Consider the following 20,884-nt stretch of genomic DNA (forward strand, 5'->3'; position numbering starts at 1 on the left):
TCCATCATTAGTGAGAAAAATTTGTCCTTCTTCCACTTTTGATTGTCCACTTTGTGCAAATACTTTTGTACTTTGAAAGTCTTCAACAAACCAATGGATAATCCTATACCTCCTGCCAAACTAAGAGTTAAAACTAATTTCCCTTTCATCCAAAAACCTCCCAATAATTTCCTGACCTCAAACCTATACTACTATATATACTTAGTACAAGTAAAATAATGTTAGAAAAAGCCTCCAACTTGGATCAAAATTACATATTTGCACACGTTAATTAAAGACGGATTCGCTAAAAGATTAATTTAAAATAACTAAGAGTTGGTACTATGTAATTAGAATGATACCTACTTTCTAGCTCTGATTTTGTTACCCATTGAATATCGATCACTTCATTTTCTTGAAGTGCGGTTTCTGTAATTTCAAAGCTTTGGTTAAAAAGCCATATATCACAAAAGTCATTACAAACATCCCTGCGTTCGCTTTTAATTAACTTTCCATTAGACTTGGACAAAGTGATTCCGATTTCTTCTTTTACTTCTCGTATAGCACCTTCGAGGCTATTTTCACCCGCTAAAATAGAGCCGCCTGGACATTCCCATAGATGAGGATGAGGTTTATCAGGATGTCTTTTTGTTAGAAGAATTTCACCCTTTTTATTCCTTATCCAGACATGTACAACTATATGATAATCACCACTGGCCAACGGAGTACCACGTAAATGGGTTCTATTTGTTTTCGTTCTATTTTTGTCGTAAATATCCCAAATCTCCATAAATACCTCCTCTATTCAATCCCTTAATTCAAATATTCATAAAAAGTTCTTCATCTCTCTTTGTGTCCCCGTTAGTGGCCTTTTTGCTTTTTCTAAAAAAACTCATCCAGCAGCTGGAAAAATGCCAGTTTCTCTTCATCAACAGCTACTTGTCCATATGCTTCAAAGAAAACCGGGACCCATTTTTCACCGAAGTTATATGTAATGCTTCTCTTGGCCAGGGCAAGATCAAGATGCCGGTCGGCTACCCCTCCCCTTCCCCAATCGATATATCCATTGACGCCGTTTTCAGTCAAAATAATATTCGGGACACAGTAATCCCCATGTGCAAATATATAGTCATTTTCTTTCGGTCTTGTTTCCAACAAAATGCCAAACAACTCTTCCGGGCTTTTCCCCTGGTTATGTTCATCAAAATCATTTACATCAACGAGATTTTCTCTCACCCTTCTTTCCGCCTCTTCAATGAGTTCTTCCGTGTATCGATGATAAGGGCAATGCCCGATTGGCACAGAATGAATTTGCCTCAAGCCTTGCGCAAGATCTCGAATGACTCGTTCTTTATTTTGAAACCGTTCATCAAACGGCATATAGCCGCTAATTTCTGACATAAGGAGCCACTCTTTGTCGCCACGATCCTCATAATACAAAACGTTTGGAACAGGCAGTTTGCCATTTAACCAGTGCAATACTTCATGTTCACGTCTTAACCGCTCCGCCTTCGAATCTGTTCTCACTTTCAAAAACATGTTTTGATCTTTTCCCTCTATTCTGTAAACGTCCACACCGGAGCGGCCAATTTTATTAGGTTCCCATTTGGCGCCGCCCAGCAATCGATCTAGATCTTCCGGGAGGTTGTTTAGCATGATTTCACCTTCTGTTCTTTCCGTATAATTAATGCAATTTTACCATAAGAAACTACATTTTATTTCCAAACTTGAATTAATTTGAATATTTTTACATCTGAAAATAAAATTGTAAACTTTTCTTACCTTTCAACGATTCAATGTCGTTTCCTCTTCTGCCATTTTTTGAATAATTATTGAACATTTGCTCACGCTATAACCATCCATTAATTTTCCATAACTTTGAATGAGAAGGAAGTGACGACTTTCCACATATTTCTTTACACGCAAAACAAAGACCAATACTTCATGACCACTCGGGTGATAAACAATGACAAAGCACCCGTTCGGCGAGGGTAAAGAACAGGAGGAACGCAAAGATGAAACGAGTATGGAAGGGCGTATGTGTCCTTATTGCACTCTGTTTCCTGATCAGCGGCTGTAAAAACAATCAGGGAACAAAACCAGCAAAACCGACAAAACAGAGCCGCGGTTATCCATTGTTCGGTTATGACTATGGCCAAACAAGGCACGTCCCTTTTAAAGAAATTACGAAAGATAACGTGAATCAAATGGGTATCGTCTGGCAAAAAGATTTGACGAAATGGGATGCTTCCGTCCCTAGCGCGCAACAGGACTTTCCTGTTGTGAAGGACGGTGTCATGTACGTTACGACAGCGAGCAACTATGTGTTCGCACTTGATGCCGGAAGCGGCGAGAAAAAGTGGCAATGGAAACCGTCGAAAGAAATCTTGGACCATATCCACAACTCGAAATGGCAATCCAATGTCGCTAGCCGCGGTGTCGCCGTCAACGGCAATGATGTCTATGTGCTGTTGACCGATGAACGGTTGGCAAAATTGGATGCGAAGACTGGGAAATTAAAGAAAATGGTCAATTTCTGGGACTACTATCCGGAATTAAAGCTCGAAAATCGCCAATATCAAACGACCGCGCCGATGTACTATAAAGGTAATGTATATGTCGGATCAAGCGGTGGTGACAACGGTGCGCGCGGCTATGTGCTCGCACTCAAAGCCGACGACTTAAAGCCGGCATGGATTTACTGGACTGTCCCGAAGCGCGGACAAGGTTGGAGCAAAGGGAAGTATACTGGCGGTGGTTCGGTATGGATGCCGATGTCCTTTGATCCAGAAACCGACATGATGTATTTCTCCGTCGGCAATCCAGCACCCGACTTTTACGATAAAGACCGAAAAGGCGCCAACCCTGATACTGACTCGGTCGTTGCTTTAAATGCAAAGACTGGAAAACGAGTATGGGCCGGTGTAGAAGAGAAACACGACATTTGGGACTATGATGCAGCCGCTCCACCTATGATTTTAAAAGCGAAAGTGAAAGGTAAGCAGCGCAAAATCGTCGTTGAAGGAGGCAAGAACGGAAAATGGTACGCCTGGGATGCAAAGACTGGCGACGTTATCTATGACGGGATACCGTTCGTGAAAATTAAGCACTCCGCCGTACCATGGGATAAGAATAAGGCGATCCCACAATGGCCGGGAACTGAAGGCGGTGAAAATTACGCACCAGAAACGTACGATCCGGCAACCAACTACGTGTTGATTCCGGGTACAAACAAGCCATCGATTGCCGTTGCTGCAAAAGATAATGCGATGATCGGGAAAAAGGATAACACGTTCCCGGGCACAGACATCTTACCAAACCCGCCGAACATTAAACCATCCGGCAACGTTTCAGCGATTGATGTGAATACCGGCAAGAAAGTGTATGAAGTGAAAACAGGGCAAGAAAATCGCGGCGGGCTCACAAGTACAGCAAGCGGAATTGCCTTCTACGCTGAACTCGACGGGACGATGAATGCACTTGATATTAAAAAAGGAAAAATCCTCTGGCATATGAAGAGCGGCGGCTCACAAATCAAGATGGCGCCGACCGTATATGAACACAACGGAAAAGAATACGTCACGATCATCGCGGACGGGACGAAAGTGACAACATTCGGCCTTGGCGGCAGCAAGAAACCGCCGAAATCTGCCGGTGAGGGAAGATTCGGACGGAACGAAACCCAGAAACCAAATGCAAGCCCGGCCACGATTTACAAAAACAATTGTGCGTCTTGCCATGGTGCCAATCTGGAAGGCGGCAGCGCTCCGGACTTGCAGCATGTCGGTAAATCGATGTCGAAAGATCAAATATTGAAGCAGATTGAAAATGGCAGCGGCCGCATGCCTGGCGGACTTGTCAAAGGCGCCGATGCCGATGCACTTGCCGAATGGCTCTCGAAGAAAAAGTAAAAAAGGATGGTGATAAACATGCCGAGACAAAAGCAAGCGATCCTGACGGTGCTCGTCCTCGTCTTCGCCCTCCTCTTACAAAGTGGACACAGCGAAGCGTATGTCGGCTCCTATTCAAACAACAACATAAGATTGACGATCAACCGTGTTACACGGTTTGACAATGATCAGAAGATGAAAATCGATTACACCGTCATGGTGAACGGCCCCCAGAGTGCGCAAATGACCAGTGCCGGGGCACCGGTGAAGCATCCGCATATATGGTATGGCCATGCGGAAGTGCGTGGACAATCGGTGGCCTACAAGAAAGTGAATGACCATACGTATCGCGGAACGATCATTGCCCCTATTCACCAGTATCGACCGCAAGGCGCATGGGTCACAATGGTTACGCATTCTTTATTGAATCAACAAGGCAACTGGAAGGTCAGTTTCTTCCTCGAATAATACGATGAAGTGATGATTGGCGAAGCCCGCTGATCATCACTTCTTTTTTCTTGCAAATGAAAAAATCCCAAATTAGAGATTGAAAACATCACGAAGCGGCGAAGACATTATCACCGCCGCTCTGTCTATTCTTTCAAAAACACACAAAATTCACTGGAACTGCTTACGGTTCCTTCTTTTTACTTCTTCTATGAACCAAAATAGAACGGAGGAAAGGGTGGAAAAAATCATAATCAATCCGTACTTATTTAAGATTGTCTGCAACTCTCTAATTGCAATACGTTGTTCCGTGATCGTCTGAAAGAAAAAGACGAAGGTCACCCCAAATAGTAGATGGATTATAAATGAATATATCTTTCGCCTTTTCACATGTTTTGTGACGTATTCAGAAAGAACGGAAACCGGCAAACCGTACAGGACGACCCCGGGCAATGAATATAAAAAAACAAAGAGTGATGCCCCAACACCCGCCAAATAAAGAGCATCCGGCTCATTAAACCTTAATTTTCCAATAATAGCAATAATTACAGATATAACAGCATACAAAATAGCATTAATACTAGCAACCACTAAGGCCGTATTTAATTTTCTTCCGACCATAAAATAAGCTCCCCTTTAAAAGAGTATTTGGGTAAGAGATTGTCACGGAACGATTAAAGTCCATGGCAACTTCCCTACATCTCACCACCGCCTCTAGGACGTGACATCCCGCTTTTGGAAAATAGCAAATGTAATCGCGAGCATAACAATTGCATAGATGGCCAGCACGGTTAAGGAGAATGGAAGGGTTAGTCCTTCAACGAGCGTTTCTTGCTTATCGATAAATTGAGTTAAATCTAGATTCGCAAAAAGTGTGTATTTTGCCCACGGCTTATCGGCGATAAAGAGAAGAATTGTATTTCCGGCCAGCATGACGAGCATCGAAACACCGATTGCGATAGCATTGCTGTAAAAAATAGTAGAAATTAAGAAGGCAAGTACGACAAGTACCGTAAATTCAATCAAGTGCAAGCCTATATTTTCAAAAACGTAGGTTGAGATAAGCTTTTCATAGATGGCATGTCCATTATCAACGAGATATGGCTGGTCAAAACCGCCGAAACCGAACAGCACGCCGCCGATCAGCCAGCTGGCGGCAACAAAACCGATCCATAGCGCAAATGAAAAAATCAGGGTCGTCACGAGTTTGGAGAGAAGGATTTTCCACCTGCTGTATGGCCTGATAAGCAGCATCTTGATCGTCCCTCTGGCAAATTCACTTGAGACAATATCACTGGCGACGATGATGACAAACAAGCCAAGAAGCATTGAGATCCATGACATATTCTTCATAAATTTCCACGTTGTCATTTTCTCCGGCGGGACATTATGTTTTAATGCATATTCCTTTTCCTTAATGTCCCTCTCTTGCATGGCGATAATCTCTTCAGGATCATCGTTTTCCTCCGATTCCTCTAGCTGTTTTTTATCCTCCTTCACCTGCGCGGCAAGCCCTTCTCTCCAATGCTTTTGTTCGGCCGGGTCTATATGCGTTTTCGTATAAATGCCAACACCTAATAGGAGCAGAATTGGAAGAATGATAAAAATCCACGTTCGTGGGCGGTTAACGATTTTAATCCATTCGTTATGAACGAGAGACAAGAATTTCATCGCTTCTTCCTCCCTTACCTGTCATTTCTAAAAACCGTTCTTCAAGGGTTTTCGTTTTCCATTCAATGCCGTATACTGAAATGTCCGCCATCACGAGCATACGGTTCATATCCCTTACATCCTCTTTTACTGCCTTCTCGACGATAAGCTCATTTCCATCCTTTTCAATCACTAGTTCCGGATGGCTGCCTTTTATAAGCTGGAATGCTTTTTGGACATCATCTACTTGAAAATGAACCTTTACTTCTTTCTCATTATCCATAGTGATAACATCATCAATGCGAATCAGTTTTCCGCGTTGAATGATCGCAACCCGGTCACACATGAGCTGCATTTCGGACAAAAGATGGCTTGATACAACGACAGATACCCCTTTATTCGTCAATCGTCGCAAATAGGTTCTCAGGTCATAAATACCCTGCGGGTCAAGGCCGTTTGTCGGTTCATCTAAAATAAGCAAGGACGGCTGATGCAATAGAGCCTGTGCGACCCCTAACCGCTGCCTCATTCCGAGCGAATAGGTCTTCACTTTTTCATGAATCGCGTCTTCAAGCTTAACGAGTGCGACGACTTCATTTATTCGCTCTTTCGTTATATTTGGCGCCATACGGGCATATTGCATTAAATTTTTATACCCTGTTAAGTAATTGTACATTTGCGGGTTTTCGACAATCGCTCCGACATGTTCCATCGCTTTCTCATAATGCTCTTGAATGTTCAGCCCATTAATCTTGATTTCTCCGCTTGTGATGGAAATGAGCCCTACTATCATGCGAATTGTTGTCGTTTTCCCGGCGCCATTTGGCCCAAGAAGCCCAAAAATCTCGCCTTTTTTTACGCGAAAGCTTAAGCCGTCGACCACATTTTTCCCGCCAAGCTGCTTTGTCACTTGTTCCAATTCAAGGGTATATTCACTCATTCGTCTTTCGTTCCCCCTCGCCTATCCTGAGTTTCTATTACCTTACCAGATTTTAAACTCTATTTCTATTAGAAAAGTGGTTAGTGGTTTCCTTTCACTTTTTGGGCAAGTTTCCCTTTTTCGGACATATGCTTGTATGGAAACGGAGGGATACGTTCATGAATTTGTTAACAGCAGTCGTTGTCGCTCTCATTGGTGTCATTGTGTTTTGCGGATTGATCGGTTATGTGCAAACCGGTTACTATTTAAAAAAATGGCTGCGGGAACTGCGCGAGTTGGAGGCATCTGACAGCCGCACTCCCGATTCACGCTGGATTAGAGAGGTTTGCCAGGCATACCGTCATTACCATTTGTCAGGGATTGCGCAATTAAACACACAGGGCTTGATCGAAAAACATTTGTTCCAGGAGCGAATCCCGCTTCTCGGAATCTTTCGCGTTCCGGTCGGAAACATTTCAAAATTTCTGCAGCAGCTTCCTTCTTTTTCAATCATTTTAGGCGTGCTTGGAACGTTCATTGGCTTGACGCTTTCACTTCTTTCCATGCAAGATACATTATTCGGTTTAGGCCATCAGCCTGCATCATCGAACATTACGATCAATACAATCATCGCATCCTTAACAGCTCCTTTTAAAGGGATGAGTACGGCATTTATTACGAGCATTGCCGGGGTGAGCGGAGCGCTTGTCTTGACGTCCATTCAATCCGGCTTTTTATCGCGCGGGGCATCCATCGCCTATCTGCAGGGAAAAGTGATGGCGGACTGTGAAGTGTATCTTGATCATCAATTCAATAGCGCGCTGGCAAAAGAGAAGCCGCAAGATGGGATCGAGCCGTTGCTTGACCGCCTCGTGACGAAAGTGGAAGAAAGCTTTCAAAAGTCGATTGGTGATTTCGGTTCATCGATGATCCAATTTACAGCAGGGTTAAAGAAAGCCATGGAAGACGTCCAGGGGATTTTCGAGATTCAGCGTAAGCATACGGAACGCTTTGCCACTTCTGCTAAAACGCTTGATGACTTTGGCGTTCGTTTTCACGAGACGACGACTAAACTCGGCACGATACAAAAAACCGTAGATGGCAGCATCTCCGCCCTTGCCGCCAACATTTCCTCTTTTGAAAAACAAGTAAAGGCGGCCATTGACCGGCAATCGCAAAGCCAGCAAAAATTTGAACAGCTCATCATGCGCTCGGATAAGCTGCTTGAGTCCGGGCAAAGAAAGTATGAAGAATTAAACCACGTACTTCTTCGGGGCATGCAAGAACAGCTCGAGCATTACCAAACCCAACATGAAGCTTTGGAAAATCGCCTTGCCCAAAAACAGGATGAATGGTATTACCGCTATTCTGAAAAACAGGGCGAGTACGGCCGGGCAGCCGCTGATTTTGCCAGCTCGGTCGGGCAGCTCGAAAAAGGCTTTTATTCGGCGATTGAGCTCATCAAGCGTGACTTCGTTGAACAAATTCGCAATGTCCTGGAGCGCGAACGGCAATACGCGTCCAATCAAACCACTCACGGTGATGAAATGAGAGAAGTCGCCCGCTCGATGGAAAACTTGTATCACGGCCTCTCACGTGACTTAAATAGCAGCAACCGGACGCTTACTGATATGTATCATCTCCTTCAGCGGATCTACCAGACGGCCATGCAAAGCCAGGTCATTTATGAACCACGGGACCGCCATCCGGATCATGAGCTCCTGTCGGCCCAGCCCGTACAAAGAAGGTGATGCATCATGCGCGGACGGAAAAACGTATTTGCAGAAGAAGCTGAACAGGAAATTTATTGGCCGAGTTTCACCGACATGATGTCGATGATGGTCCTCATCATGCTTTTCATTGCCATTTTGGCTTATGTTCAAAGCATTTATAACGCCTATGACCAAACACAAATTAAACAAGAGCTCGGGCAAGTAGCTGATGTAAAGAAACATATTTCGGATGTCATCGAAAAGCAGCTTGAGCAAAACGTTGGCAAAGACAAAGTCGTGCGTGGGCCGAATAATACGATTGCTGTTGAAGGAAACATTTTATTCGACACAGGGAGCGCGGAAATTAGCGAGAATGGAAAAAAGGTGCTTCGCCCGCTTGCCGATGCCCTTGCCAAAATCATCGAGGAAAAAGACTTAAGCCGTTATTTGTATATTATTTTAGTAGAAGGCCATACCGATTCGGTCCCTTATGACAACTGGACATTGTCAAGTAAGCGGGCTGTGGCCGTCGTCAAATATATGATGAAGGCGAATCCGAAACTAAAGAATAAAGACTACGCCCAATATTTAGCGGCAACCGGCTACAGCGAATACAAGCCGATCGCCAGAGGCAACTCGCCGGATGCGCTGCGGAAAAACCGCCGCATTTCCTTCCAGATCATATTGGACGACAACAAATGGCAGAAGAAGCTGAAGGATATTGTGAATCAATGACGATAGATCCTCACTAAGAAGGGGGTCTATTTTTACTTTTCCGATAACAAAGATTTAAAATGTCCCACCGTCTAAAATTCCTTTAAAACGGCACACTAGAAAGTGAGGTGATGACCGTGAAGTTTATTGATCAATTGTATGCGCTTTATAAAAACCATTTGACCGGTGACGAGGAAGACTTGTTCGCGATTATACGGGGAGTTTTTCAAGACCATAGTCGGGAAGACTTCTTAAAGCTTGCCTGTGAACTTAGCGATGAACAGGTCGAGGAAATGGTGACGTTTTACTTCCTCGAACTCTTCCGCCGCAAAATCGAACGTGAAGGGTTAGGGCATAGCGATCTGGATGACAGCGGCGAAGGGCGCCTTCTTCATTAAGTATTGTCTTCCCCGACCCCCTCCACAAGATAAAAACTTCTCGGATGTGGTCCTATTTTTATTCTTTCGATTCAAATTAGAAACGATTGGACAATAAAATACAGATTTCCGACAATAACCAGGTGCCATCGGACAATAAATAGCCTCTGCCGGCCAATAAAAGTAGTTGTTTTTTCTACTTTTTGTCCAAGAAGTAAGGTTTATTGTCTAAAATTGAATACTTATTGTCCAAAATCTAGCACTTATTGTCCGATGGTCAGATTTTTATATGAATTGCACCGATTTATGAGTTTTCTATTTCACCGAACCGACCTCCCTTGCTTCAACCGCCAAGTTCCTACTAACGGGCACCAGGCAAAAAAAAAGCCGCCTTCATTTGAAAGCGGGAGAAAAAGGGTTATATAAAAAGGGGGTATTTATAGTATTCCCGCATTTTCAGTTTTTACACATACTTTTCTATTATTTTTTCTCTAAATGCAGGATCACGAACACTTTTACAGAAAAAGTAGGAAAAAATGAATTCATCGTTTGGAGGGAGCAAGATGTTCAATCGCCTTTTTACTAGACTAGAAGAGATCTACCCGGAGCTGGTCCACTTCCGCCGGGATCTTCATAGGAATCCGGAGCTTTCCTTTCATGAAGTTCGTACACCTAAAAAGATTGCAGACGTTTTAACTGATTTAGGGCTTGATGTACGAACCGGCGTCGGCACAAGAGGAGTTGTAGCCGTATTAAAAGGGGGTAAACCCGGAAAAACGGTAGCCCTTCGTGCGGATTTTGATGCCCTTCCGATTCAGGATGAAAAAGAAGTAGAATACAAGTCCACGGTTCCCGGTGTGATGCATGCATGCGGTCATGACATTCATACGTCCGCTCTTCTCGGCGTTGCCAGAGTATTAAGCGAGGTAAAAGAAGAAATTACAGGAAACGTCGTCTTCATTCACCAGTTTGCCGAAGAAGTCCTCCCCGGAGGAGCGAAGGCGATGATTGAAGATGGCTGTTTAGATGGCGTAGATGTGATTTATGGGGCACATGTCGCATCTGACCAACCCGTCGGTACCATCGGCATAAAAGAAGGCTATATTATGGCCAATGCCGATAGCTTTGAAATTGAGATCTATGGTAAAGGCGGCCACGGGGCCTATCCGCATATGAGCGTTGACCCTCTTATATTAGGAAGCCAGCTTGTGATGAATCTCCAGCAAATTGTCAGCCGCCGGGTTGATCCGCTTAAATCCGCTGTTTTAACGGTCGGCACGTTTCACTCCGGGCAAGCCTTTAATGTCATTCCAGACTCGGCAACCATTAAAGGAACAGTACGTACATTTGAGGAAGATGTCCGCCATTTAATGGAAGAATCCATCAAACAAATAACGGAATCAGTCTCAAGTGGTGCCGGGGCCTCTTCTAAAGTAACCTATCATAGAGGCTATCCTGCTGTTTGGAACCATCCGGAAGAAACGAGGAGAGTGGAGAAAATTGCAACACTTCTCATCGGAGAGGAAAACGTCATCCGGTTGTCCCCTCGGATGGGCGGGGAAGACTTTGCCTATTATTTGCAAAAAGTGCCCGGGACGTTCTTTTATGTCGGCGGCCGCAACCCGGAAATCAACGCGGTCTTCCCGCACCACCATCCAAAGTTTGATGTTGATGAACGCTCTATGCTGACGATCGGCAAACTTTTCATTTCGGCCGTTTTTAATTATCTTTCGGACGGGGCGCTACAACCGGCAAAGAACAAATTGCTTCGCCGTTTTGTTCAGTGAGAAATAGGGTGTTAGATTTTGTCGAAATCGTAAAATAGTTTCTTAAAACAAGAAAAAGCAAAAACCTCCCAAAAATCCATTCGGGAGGCTTTTGCTTAGCCCTCTTTCTTTTCGCCAAGGGCAAATGTGATTTCAGCTTCTGCTACAACTTCACCGTTAACTGTCGCTACACCTTTCCCTTTTCCGATCGGGCCGCGAACGCGCGTCATTTCCACTTCTAAACGAAGCTGGTCGCCAGGTCTGACTTGCTTTTTAAAGCGGCAACTGTCGATACCCGCAAAAAAAGCAAGACGACCGCGGTTTTCTTCCTTTTTTAAAACGGCAACCGCACCTACCTGGGCAAGCGCCTCTACGATAAGAACACCCGGCATTACCGGATAATCAGGAAAATGGCCGTTAAAATATTCTTCATTGGCTGATACATTTTTTATTCCAATCGCTCGTTTTCCTTCTTCTACTTCAAGAATTTGATCAACGAGCAAAAATGGATAACGGTGAGGAATAATCTCTTTAATTTCGTCAATCGTTAACATATTGTCCTCCTGGTACCCTATTTGAACATACTAAGAAACAAGATTTTCATCTTGTTTCTTAGTATATTTCTATTTATCCTTTTTCACAAGGTCGATAATATGCGTCCATGTACTCGGTTTAAACACATCCGTTTTATTCCCGTTGCCAATCACGCCATAGCCAATGATTGTCCCTACCATAAAGCAGACACAAACTAAGACTGCAATTACAAGTAATCGAAGCCAGATCGGAAATACCCTTTTCCTTTTTTTCCCCGGTTTTTCTTTTAACTGCTTTCTCTTTTCTTCGCGAGTGGCCGGCGCCTTTTTAGCCATTTGTTTTAGCTCTTGCCTTGTTCTTGCCTTACTCGGGTCATTTATACTCATCCACATCACCTGTTAACGTAATCCGTTTACAAGCCCCATCATTTGATCTGCCATAGAAATGGAGCGGGCATTGAATTGATACGAACGCTGCATATTGATCAATTCCGTCATTTCGTCCGTACTATTTACGTTTGACATTTCAAGTGCACCTTGTTTCACAATATTACCGCTGTCATTTACGTTTCGTAAAACTTGATTAAGCGGCACATTGGCCGGGCTTTGAAAATTATGTCCAATGCTCAGGAGCATCTGAGGGTGAATGGCCTCAACAAGTGCGAGTTTTCCCCTGCTCGTTTTTACCCCATTCTTTAACGTTACCGAAATATTCCCGTTTTGTCCAATGTTAATTTCTTTATAATCAGCGGGAATGGTTATTGGTCCATTTGTACCGATCACTTGATCCCCGTCAGCATTCACAAGTTCCAGTTCGTTTCGATTGGTTGGATCCGGGCTTAAATAAAAAGCACCATCTCTCGTATATTCGATAGATTCGTTTCCGTTGGCATCCATTTTCCGAATTTGGAAAAGATAAGATGGATGGAGTATGGCGACGTCCAACATTCGTTCCGTTTGTTTAATAGGTCCCATATTCAAGTTTAGCAATGTTGTACCAATTCTTGCGCCGCTGCCAACACGGATTCCATTTGGCGTTAAACGACCCACTTCATTCTTTTGATCGGTTTGATTGTTGATTTGTTCGTATAATAAATCGGAAAATTGAACATCACGGCTTTTAAAACCCGTTGTATTGCTATTTGCAATATTATTGGCGATCGTATCCAGCTTTTGTTGTAGCTGTCCCATTGATACCGCCGCTATGATCATCGATTGATTCATTGCCGATCACCTCCCCTTCGCCGACTTTCCTTTTGCGTCCCGGATCGCTTAATGACGTCTTATTTCACACGTAATTATCCGATCTTCCCAACTTCATTTACGGCCTTATCCATGCTTCGGTCATACGCCTGCAGCACTTTTTGATTCGCTTCAAATGCACGGTATGCCGTCATCATTTCGGTCATCGTCCGGTCCATATCTACATTGGAGCGCTCGATAAATCCCTGCTTCAATTGATAAGCAACATTTCGGTTGCCTATGGCGCTCGCAATCGGTCCGTTGCCCTCTAGCCTGTAAAGTCCGTTGCCTTCTTTCATAAGCTTAAACGGATCATCGATGTACGCGATGTCGATTTGTCCGGATGCCTTTCCTTGATTGATAATTGTGCCGTCTGGTTCTACTTTGAAATTTTCATCCGCCACTTTTATCGGTTTGCCGTTTTTCCCCATAACTTTATAGCCTTCAGCCGTAACAAGAGTCCCTGCTGGATCAACAGTAAAATGGCCGTTTCTCGTCAATCTCAATTGCCCTTCCTCGTTCTGTACGATAAAAAACAACGCTCCCCGCTTGCCTGTTTGCCGATTAACCGGGACTGTTCCTTCTGCTAGCGCAATGTCCGTTTTTAACCCCGTTTCTTTCAAGTCTCCTTGAAGGAACTTTGGGACGGTTTCTTGAAGATATACTCCCGTCGCAAGTTCTCCAATAGGGAAACTTGTCGTTATGTTCCCATCGGGCGTTTGCGAACTGCTCATTTGCTGAAGCAACATTTTAGGAAACGTCCTGAGCGATCCCTGATCCGCCTTAAATCCGGGTGTATTTACATTTGCGATATTGTTGCTCAACATTTCTTGCCGGCGCTGCTCGGCAATCATTCCGGCGGCTGCGTTATAAAACCCTCTCAGCATGAGCGTCTCCCCTTACATATAAGATCTATTCATTATATCGGCAACATATTTTAAAAGTTGATTGAAACTTCAAACAGACGCACAGTACTTGAAAATGTGCGTCTTAGGAAGTCGTTTTATTTCAATTTTCGTTTCGGGAGTTTGTCTATATGCTCAAGCATTAGTCCGGTTCCATTGGCAACAGCTTTCATCGGATCTTCCGCTATAAGTACGGGAACCTTCAGTTCTTGCGCAAAGAGCTGGTCAATCCCATGAAGGAGTGCCCCTCCCCCTGTAATGATAATGCCGCGGTCAATGATGTCTGCCGAGAGTTCAGGCGGTGTCTTTTCGAGAACGCTTTTGGCCGCCTGGACGATTAACATGACAGGCTCCATTAACGCTTCCGTTATTTCTTCTGAATGAATGGTAATGGTACGCGGAAGGCCTGTGACCATATCACGCCCGCGAATTTCCATTTCTTCGTTGCGCGCACCCGGGAATACTGTCGCGACATTCACCTTAATATTCTCTGCTGTTCGTTCGCCTATGAGAAGTTTATATTGTTTTTTGATATAATGAAGGATTTCGCTGTCTAGCTTGTCTCCAGCCATTTTAATAGAAGAGGCGGTGACAATATCGCCCATTGACAATACGGCAATATCTGTCGTTCCGCCGCCAATGTCTACAACCATGTTACCACTTGGCTGGAAGATATCCATACCGGCACCAATTGCCGCTACTTTTGGCTCTTCTTCAAGAAATACTTCCTTACCTCCGCATTTCATCGCAGCTTCCTTAATGGCCTTTTGTTCAACGGATGTAATGTTTGTTGGTGTACAAATTAAAATTCTTGGTTTTGCAAGTAAGCCTTTCACTTTAATTTTATTAATAAAATATTTTAACATTTGTTCGGTCACTTCAAAATCAGCAATCACCCCATCTTTCATCGGCCGGATAGCGACAATATTACCGGGTGTACGCCCAACCATGCGGCGCGCCTCTTCTCCTACTGCAAGCGCTTTTCCTGTATTCGTATCAATCGCTACAACTGCGGGTTCGTCTAACACGATCCCTTTTCCTTTTACATAAATTAAAACGTTGGCCGTTCCTAAATCAATTCCTACATCCCTTGAAAACATTCACTATATCCTCCCTGTTTTGTGAAACCCATTAGCAAAATCAGTAAATTTACGAAGTTGTATCCAATATACCATTTTATCATAATTTTTGTTAAAAAGGGTAAGGATATGTCGAATTTTTTCAGTTGATCTTACTGAACGACCTCTTCTGCACCTTTCTTATACTTTACACGGGTAGCTTCCCCGCCTCTTAAGTGACGGATTGATTTGTGGTACTCCAATATTTCCTTTACATTATTCGCTAAATCGGGATTGATCTCAGGTAATCGTTCCGTCAAGTCTTTATGAACGGTGCTTTTAGAGACACCAAATTCTTTTGCAATCATTCGCACTGTTTTTCTTGTCTCCACGATATACCTTCCTATCTTGATGGTTCGTTCTTTGATGTAATCGTGCACACCACTCGCCTCCCTAAATTGGATGTGAGAGATGCGATTGAGACTTCTATGTTCAAGCTACGCGACCTGTCTTAGATGCAATCTCTTGAAGTAACTATATGTGTCCCGTCCCTTTCTCCCCGCAAGCTTATCTACGTCTTCTCACCGCTCACCCTCAATGAATTGTAGGTTTTGTAACATCTTATTAAGAAAAGCGCGGTTATATGCCAAAATCTCAAGCTGGGACAAGGGAAAACGAAATAAATTGCAATGCCATTTGTTCGAGAGGCGGGAAGGGGAGATGCAAGTAAGCCGGAAACCGCGAAAAGCTGGTTCCATCTTAAATCATAAAAAAGAAGCGAATGTGGGTTTCGCTTCTTTTTCACTCAAATTAATTATGATTTTCGTGTGTCTTCTCACCAGTTGAATCAGACGGTGACTTCGTTTCTTCACCTGAACGCTTTTCGCTGTCTTTAGAAGACTCTGATTCACTGTTTTTGTCTAAATTAGAGTTTTGATTTTGATTGGTAGCTTCTTCTTTCTTTTGATCAGATGCGCTTGCATTTTCAATTTGCTTCGCAATTTGTCCAGCCGTTTGTTCCCATGCTGATTTCGGATCAAAAGCAAATCCATCTTTGCGGATTTCAAAATGTGCATGCACTTTCGATTCTTTGTCATAAAGGTTTTGGCCGGCTTTACCGATGACTTCACCTTGCTTAATATAGTCGCCATCTTTTACGTTAATGGATTCTAGAGAAGAATAGTGAGTGACTAATCCATCAGGATGAGCAACTTCGACGACAAAACCTAAATCCGCATCTTTTTCAGCTTTAATGACATTTCCGCTCATAGCCGCCACTACATCAAACGCTTTTCCACTTCGTGTCACAAGGTCGATTCCACGATTTTGATAGTAGGTATTATGATAGAATACGAGAGCGGCTTCTTTCTTTTCAAGCGATTCGTTCGGGTTGTAAAAGTCTCTTTGAACAACGACATCATCTGGATTGGCTGCAGGCATTTTAAACACTTCTTTTGACACACTGACAGGGATGGTTTTGCCATTTTGGTCAAAAGCGCTGTTTGGCGTTTGTTCCTTCGAATTTTTGGTACCGTTTTGATACCATAAAACCGAAGCGATTACCAATGCCGCAAATGCGAGATAAATAGCTGGATAAACCCAACGCTTCTTCATCAATCTTTCCATTTTCTTTCCTTTAAGCGGAACGGGTTTCTTTTGAGATTGTTTTTCTTCATCTTTCATTTTTTCATCACCTCAGCAACATTTTGAACAGAATTCAGAAAATATATACTTCGGTGAAAAAATTTTTTAAAAATTTATTTTTCGACAAAAGCCATAAGATTATCCATTAAAAATAGAAATAGCGCAAAGTTTTTTTCTTTGCGCTTTCAAGCCTTTACTTTTTCGCCATCGCCCGGATATCGGACGGCGTATAATTGGTGATTGAAACCCCTTTATAATAATAGCTGACAATGTCTTTGTACGTCTTTCCTTCCTTTGCTATTCCATTTGCCCCATATTGACTCATTCCAACCCCATGGCCATATCCTCTCGTTGAAGCAATCACTTTATCGCCCTTTTTTATGAGCGTAAAATCAGCTGAACGTAACTGCAGCTTCTCACGAATTTCCCTGCCAGTAAATTTTTTTCCGTCAATCACGATCTTGCCTATTCGGTTCCCTTCTGTTTTCGCTTCTACCTTACCGACTACCCCATCGTTTTCTATCGTAACGCCCAGCTTTTGTTCAAACGTAGAAAGAGGTATCGCCTCTTGTTGTACATATTTAGGAGAATCAAGATCCCACGGGCTTTTTACGCTTTTTAAATACGGATACGAACTTCCCCAATAATCTTTACTGTTTTCCGTATAGCCATTGCTCGTTGAAAAAAAGCTGGCGGTAATCGGTTCACCTTTATACGTCAAAATTTCCCCTTGAGTCTCTTTCACCGCACGGGCAATCTTTTTCATTTTCCGATCGTAATCTTTCCCCCATTGCTTTTTCAGCTCAGCCTTGCTTTTATAGACTTGATCGGATATAGAGTCCGTTAAAACGGCATGATTGGGAAGGGTCGTGGACGGATGAAGCAACCGTTTTACCACAAAGGTCCGTGCAGTTAGCGCCTGTGCTTTCAATGCTTCCATTTCAAATTCTGCCGGCATTTCTGACGCTACAACGCCTTGAATATAGTCTTCCAGAGGGACTTTTTCCGTCTTCTTTTCCCCGGTTCGATAAACTGCTACAGCAAAGTCAGAGGTTGAATGTTCATGTGACGTAATGGCTTTCAACTTTACTTCTTTCCCTTTTAGTTCGTGTTTTGAAGAAAACGGCAATACGAGCAAGGTTGGAATAAGGAGGATGACAATTGCAAAGATAAGGATGATCCATACGATTGGTCTGACGTTTTTATTCATTCACCCGGCCTCCACATTTAAAGTTCTTTATAATTTATGGAGGTGGACAACCATTTAGAACAAAGTTGCAAGAAGCAACTTTGTTCGGAAGTGAGAGGTGAGATTAGTCGGAATCGGCAAAAAACGATTCACACTATCCACACCGTATATACGAGAACAAAATCCTAAAGAGGCTCTTCTTGTTCTAAATGGCGGGCGGGCCTTGTTAAGTAAAAAAACTCTCCGGCTGGGGCCGGAGAGTTTTTACGCAAGGTTAGACTTCAAGGATACTTTCGATGAATCGTTACCCTCACTGCTATCAAGTTCTTCATTCACACGCTCAACATCAGCGCCTAATGCTACAAGTTTTTCAGTAAAGTTCACATACCCGCGGTCAATATGCTTTAGCTCAGTGACGCGTGTATAGCCTTCTGCAGCAAGTCCGGCTAACACTAAAGCGGCTCCTGCACGAAGGTCGGTTGCTGCAACTTCAGCACCTTGCAATTTAACCGGTCCATTGATGACCGCCGATCGGCCTTCGATTTTAATATCACCGTTCATACGGCGGAATTCTTCAACATGCATAAATCGGTTTTCAAATACTGTTTCTGTAATGACGCTTGTTCCATTTGCGCAAAGAAGGAGTGCCATCATTTGTGATTGAAGATCGGTCGGAAATCCAGGATGCGGCATTGTTTTAATATCTATTGGCTTCAACTCTTTCGGTCCGCGAACGCGAATGCCGCTTTCTTCTTCCACAATTTCAACGCCCATTTCTTCCATTTTTGCAATTAAAGGACGTAAATGTTCTGCAACCGCACCTTCAACTAAAACGTCTCCGCCAGTAATCGCAGCAGCTACCATATACGTACCCGCTTCAATGCGATCTGCGATGACCGTATGTTCGGCACCAGACAGTTCATCCACACCTTCGATGCGAATGGTTCCAGTACCTGCTCCGATTACTTTTCCGCCCATGGCATTAATGTAATTGGCAAGGTCTACAATTTCCGGTTCTTTTGCTACATTTTCCAAAATCGTCGTTCCTTCCGCAAGAGCGGCTGCCATCATAATATTTTCAGTCGCGCCTACACTCGGGAAGTCCAAGTATATTTTCGCTCCTTTAAGTCGATCCTTTACACGAGCCTCAATAAATCCATTTCCAATTTTAACGCTGGCTCCCATCACTTCGAAGCCTTTCAAATGCTGGTCGATTGGACGTGAACCGATCGCACACCCTCCAGGAAGTGCAATACGAGCTAATCCAACACGCGCCAAAAGAGGCCCCATCACAAGGAAAGAAGCACGCATCTTCCGTACATATTCAAACGGCGCTTCTGTTTTTAACTCCCCAGAAGCATCAACATGAATTTTGCCGTTCTCAAATTTCACATCAACATTTAAATAACGTAAAACTTCGTTAATGGTATACACATCAGCAAGGGTTGGCACATCGTAAATCGTGCTAGTGCCTTTACCGGCTAAAATGGATGCTGCGATGACAGGCAGTACGGCATTTTTTGCTCCTTCGACTTTCACAGAGCCTTCTAACCGCCTACCACCACGGACAATGATTTTTTCCAACGATATTCCCCTCCGCGTCCAATTTCTATATTAATATTCAGACGTAATTATTGGTGTTCCTATTGTTACAGTCCTTTTCTTGCCCAAACCTTTATCTCTTAGTGCAATTTGTACATTCATTTTCCTTTTTTTAGTCATAATAACTTCATTCCAGTTTCTAGTATATGCTGAAATCGATACAAACGTTTTTTCATTTAGTTCCTCAATTGGAACCGCGGAAAATGTATGTAATAGTTTTCGGGCTTGACTCTGTAGACCAACGTTCATTTTATCATTGAACATACCGGTTACACAAGTGAAAACAGGCATAGGTTTTGAAAAAATGGTGTCCATTTGTTTGTCAAAAACCCCCTTAAATTCATTCCACTTTTTATTCTGCCAGCCTTTGCCTTTGGCCGCATAAATAAGATACGTCTCTAACTTTCCTTTATGGGGGTATTGGACTAACGTTAACCGTTCCGTCACACCTTCCACGTTGTTCCTTCGGGTTCCAGTCACTTCCCAATGAGGGCGCTTGGAGTCAAGGCTTTCCCAATTAAAACCGGGAGTTGTCCGCATTAATTGTCCGACCATTTTTTCATACCCTTTAAAATCCGAGATTAAACCTAATGTCCCTTTTGTATATAACGACCATTTCGCAACCTTAATTTGATTGGCTTCCATTGCATTTACAATATCCGTCAATTGACTGGAACCAACTTTTGATTTTGCATTTACGCCAAAACTACTTGCCAGAACAAAAATCAAGATAAAAAACAATACACATTTTTTCATATCCCCAACACGTCCTCTCTAGTTCTCATTCTTGCCAGAGAGAAACGTGCTATTCGTGGAAGTTGTAGTCAATTTCCGACATAAACAAACGCTTAAGCTTCTTATGATGCTATCTTATTTCATTCTAATAACAAAAAGGTTACAAAACGGTTACATTAAACGACAGATTTTATCATTTGAATAAATAGCGCAATTGGGTCGAATAATCCAAATACGTCAGAAAAAAGTTGCTGACAAGAGCGGAAAGCCCTATCGTCAATAAAATCATTAATATCCGTGCTTGAATCACTTTTCCTTTTTTAATAAGCGGATCGAAGCGAATTGCCTGAATGGCCCACCAGGAAACGACTAAAAATAATAAATGTACGAGCAAACGCAATAGCGCCTGCTGCCCAACATCGTCCATCATTTATTTCCCTCCATGTATGTTGTAATGTCACTTATTTTACCACATTAGAAAAAAAGTTTTTTCCGTCGAGTCCAGATCGATCGCGACGCACA

Annotated in this window: 22 protein-coding genes; 6 read left to right on the top strand and 16 right to left on the bottom strand. The window is 43.2% G+C overall.

From position 1 onward, the window contains the following. Positions 1-286: 286 nt before the first annotated feature. Together WD019_RS19500 and WD019_RS19505 are read right to left on the bottom strand one after the other, a co-directional pair. Positions 287-769 carry an NUDIX hydrolase gene (locus tag WD019_RS19500; protein ID WP_425712549.1) on the bottom strand — a complete coding sequence of 161 codons (483 nt, stop codon included), beginning with the start codon at positions 767-769 and terminating at the stop codon, positions 287-289. A gap of 92 nt (positions 770-861) precedes the next feature. Next, complete coding sequence (locus tag WD019_RS19505) at positions 862-1,635, bottom strand: APH(3') family aminoglycoside O-phosphotransferase (RefSeq protein ID WP_425712550.1); 774 nt, start codon at positions 1,633-1,635, stop codon at positions 862-864. A gap of 359 nt (positions 1,636-1,994) precedes the next feature. On the opposite strand from WD019_RS19505, the gene WD019_RS19510 reads away from it, so the two are divergent. Continuing rightward, positions 1,995-3,890 (top strand): PQQ-binding-like beta-propeller repeat protein, encoded by a 1,896-nt coding sequence (locus tag WD019_RS19510; RefSeq protein WP_425712551.1) that lies wholly within the window; start codon positions 1,995-1,997, stop codon positions 3,888-3,890. 18 nt (positions 3,891-3,908) lie between these two features. Then, positions 3,909-4,337: a hypothetical protein gene (locus WD019_RS19515; protein WP_026677337.1), complete on the top strand. Its 429-nt coding sequence runs from the start codon at positions 3,909-3,911 to the stop codon at positions 4,335-4,337. A 150-nt stretch (positions 4,338-4,487) separates the two neighbouring features. Here the strand turns inward: WD019_RS19515 and WD019_RS19520 are convergent, their stop codons facing one another. The 3 genes from WD019_RS19520 to WD019_RS19530 all read right to left on the bottom strand — a co-directional run bounded on the left by WD019_RS19520 (position 4,488) and on the right by WD019_RS19530 (position 6,906). Beyond that, a complete protein-coding gene (locus tag WD019_RS19520) occupies positions 4,488-4,937 on the bottom strand; it encodes a hypothetical protein (protein ID WP_425712552.1) in 450 nt (149 codons plus the stop codon). A gap of 93 nt (positions 4,938-5,030) precedes the next feature. After that, positions 5,031-5,987 carry an ABC transporter permease gene (locus tag WD019_RS19525; RefSeq protein WP_425712553.1) on the bottom strand — a complete coding sequence of 319 codons (957 nt, stop codon included), beginning with the start codon at positions 5,985-5,987 and terminating at the stop codon, positions 5,031-5,033. Beyond that, on the bottom strand, positions 5,962-6,906 hold the full coding sequence (locus WD019_RS19530) for an ABC transporter ATP-binding protein (protein WP_026677335.1): 945 nt from the start codon (positions 6,904-6,906) through the stop codon (positions 5,962-5,964). The genes WD019_RS19525 and WD019_RS19530 overlap by 26 nt, the downstream gene beginning before the upstream one ends. Before the next feature lie 158 nt (positions 6,907-7,064). Between WD019_RS19530 and WD019_RS19535 the strand changes: the two genes are divergently transcribed. From WD019_RS19535 to WD019_RS19550, 4 genes are all read left to right on the top strand, one after another. Continuing rightward, on the top strand, positions 7,065-8,636 hold the full coding sequence (locus WD019_RS19535; RefSeq protein ID WP_425712554.1) for a hypothetical protein: 1,572 nt from the start codon (positions 7,065-7,067) through the stop codon (positions 8,634-8,636). 6 nt (positions 8,637-8,642) lie between these two features. Further along, entirely contained in the window at positions 8,643-9,332 is a 690-nt protein-coding gene (locus WD019_RS19540; RefSeq protein ID WP_026677333.1) for an OmpA/MotB family protein, read from the top strand. 110 nt (positions 9,333-9,442) lie between these two features. Further along, a complete protein-coding gene (locus WD019_RS19545) occupies positions 9,443-9,709 on the top strand; it encodes a DUF6154 family protein (protein WP_026677331.1) in 267 nt (88 codons plus the stop codon). A gap of 542 nt (positions 9,710-10,251) precedes the next feature. Then, a complete protein-coding gene (locus tag WD019_RS19550; RefSeq protein WP_425712555.1) occupies positions 10,252-11,475 on the top strand; it encodes a M20 metallopeptidase family protein in 1,224 nt (407 codons plus the stop codon). Between the two features lie 95 nt (positions 11,476-11,570). On the opposite strand, the gene fabZ is transcribed toward WD019_RS19550, so the two are convergent. The 11 genes from fabZ to WD019_RS19605 form a co-directional block, all read right to left on the bottom strand. Further along, on the bottom strand, positions 11,571-12,008 hold the full coding sequence (fabZ, locus tag WD019_RS19555; protein ID WP_026677330.1) for a 3-hydroxyacyl-ACP dehydratase FabZ: 438 nt from the start codon (positions 12,006-12,008) through the stop codon (positions 11,571-11,573). 69 nt (positions 12,009-12,077) lie between these two features. After that, complete coding sequence (locus WD019_RS19560; protein WP_425712556.1) at positions 12,078-12,374, bottom strand: DNA-directed RNA polymerase subunit beta; 297 nt, start codon at positions 12,372-12,374, stop codon at positions 12,078-12,080. 12 nt (positions 12,375-12,386) lie between these two features. After that, on the bottom strand, positions 12,387-13,211 hold the full coding sequence (locus WD019_RS19565) for a flagellar hook-basal body protein (RefSeq protein ID WP_425712557.1): 825 nt from the start codon (positions 13,209-13,211) through the stop codon (positions 12,387-12,389). A gap of 74 nt (positions 13,212-13,285) precedes the next feature. Then, positions 13,286-14,116, bottom strand: a complete 831-nt coding sequence (locus WD019_RS19570) for a flagellar hook-basal body protein (protein WP_425712558.1) — start codon at positions 14,114-14,116, stop codon at positions 13,286-13,288. 116 nt (positions 14,117-14,232) lie between these two features. Next, a complete protein-coding gene (locus tag WD019_RS19575; protein ID WP_026677326.1) occupies positions 14,233-15,234 on the bottom strand; it encodes a rod shape-determining protein in 1,002 nt (333 codons plus the stop codon). Positions 15,235-15,365: 131 nt separating this feature from the next. Then, positions 15,366-15,632, bottom strand: coding sequence for a sporulation transcriptional regulator SpoIIID (spoIIID, locus tag WD019_RS19580; protein ID WP_026677325.1), 267 nt, complete (start codon positions 15,630-15,632; stop codon positions 15,366-15,368). A 370-nt stretch (positions 15,633-16,002) separates the two neighbouring features. Further along, positions 16,003-16,875, bottom strand: coding sequence for a M23 family metallopeptidase (locus WD019_RS19585; RefSeq protein WP_026677324.1), 873 nt, complete (start codon positions 16,873-16,875; stop codon positions 16,003-16,005). Positions 16,876-17,029: 154 nt separating this feature from the next. Next, complete coding sequence (gene spoIID, locus WD019_RS19590; protein WP_425712559.1) at positions 17,030-18,046, bottom strand: stage II sporulation protein D; 1,017 nt, start codon at positions 18,044-18,046, stop codon at positions 17,030-17,032. A gap of 243 nt (positions 18,047-18,289) precedes the next feature. Then, the gene (gene murA, locus WD019_RS19595) at positions 18,290-19,609 is read right to left on the bottom strand and encodes a UDP-N-acetylglucosamine 1-carboxyvinyltransferase (RefSeq protein ID WP_425712560.1); all 1,320 of its coding nucleotides are present in this window, start codon (positions 19,607-19,609) and stop codon (positions 18,290-18,292) included. Positions 19,610-19,639: 30 nt separating this feature from the next. Beyond that, positions 19,640-20,383 carry a YwmB family TATA-box binding protein gene (locus tag WD019_RS19600; protein ID WP_425712561.1) on the bottom strand — a complete coding sequence of 248 codons (744 nt, stop codon included), beginning with the start codon at positions 20,381-20,383 and terminating at the stop codon, positions 19,640-19,642. Between the two features lie 172 nt (positions 20,384-20,555). Then, positions 20,556-20,789: a DUF1146 family protein gene (locus WD019_RS19605; RefSeq protein ID WP_026677321.1), complete on the bottom strand. Its 234-nt coding sequence runs from the start codon at positions 20,787-20,789 to the stop codon at positions 20,556-20,558. Positions 20,790-20,884: the final 95 nt, after the last annotated feature.

The sequence above is a fragment of the Fictibacillus sp. Mic-4 genome (assembly GCF_049843615.1).
Classification (GTDB): Bacteria; Bacillota; Bacilli; order Bacillales; family Fictibacillaceae; genus Fictibacillus_A; species Fictibacillus_A gelatini.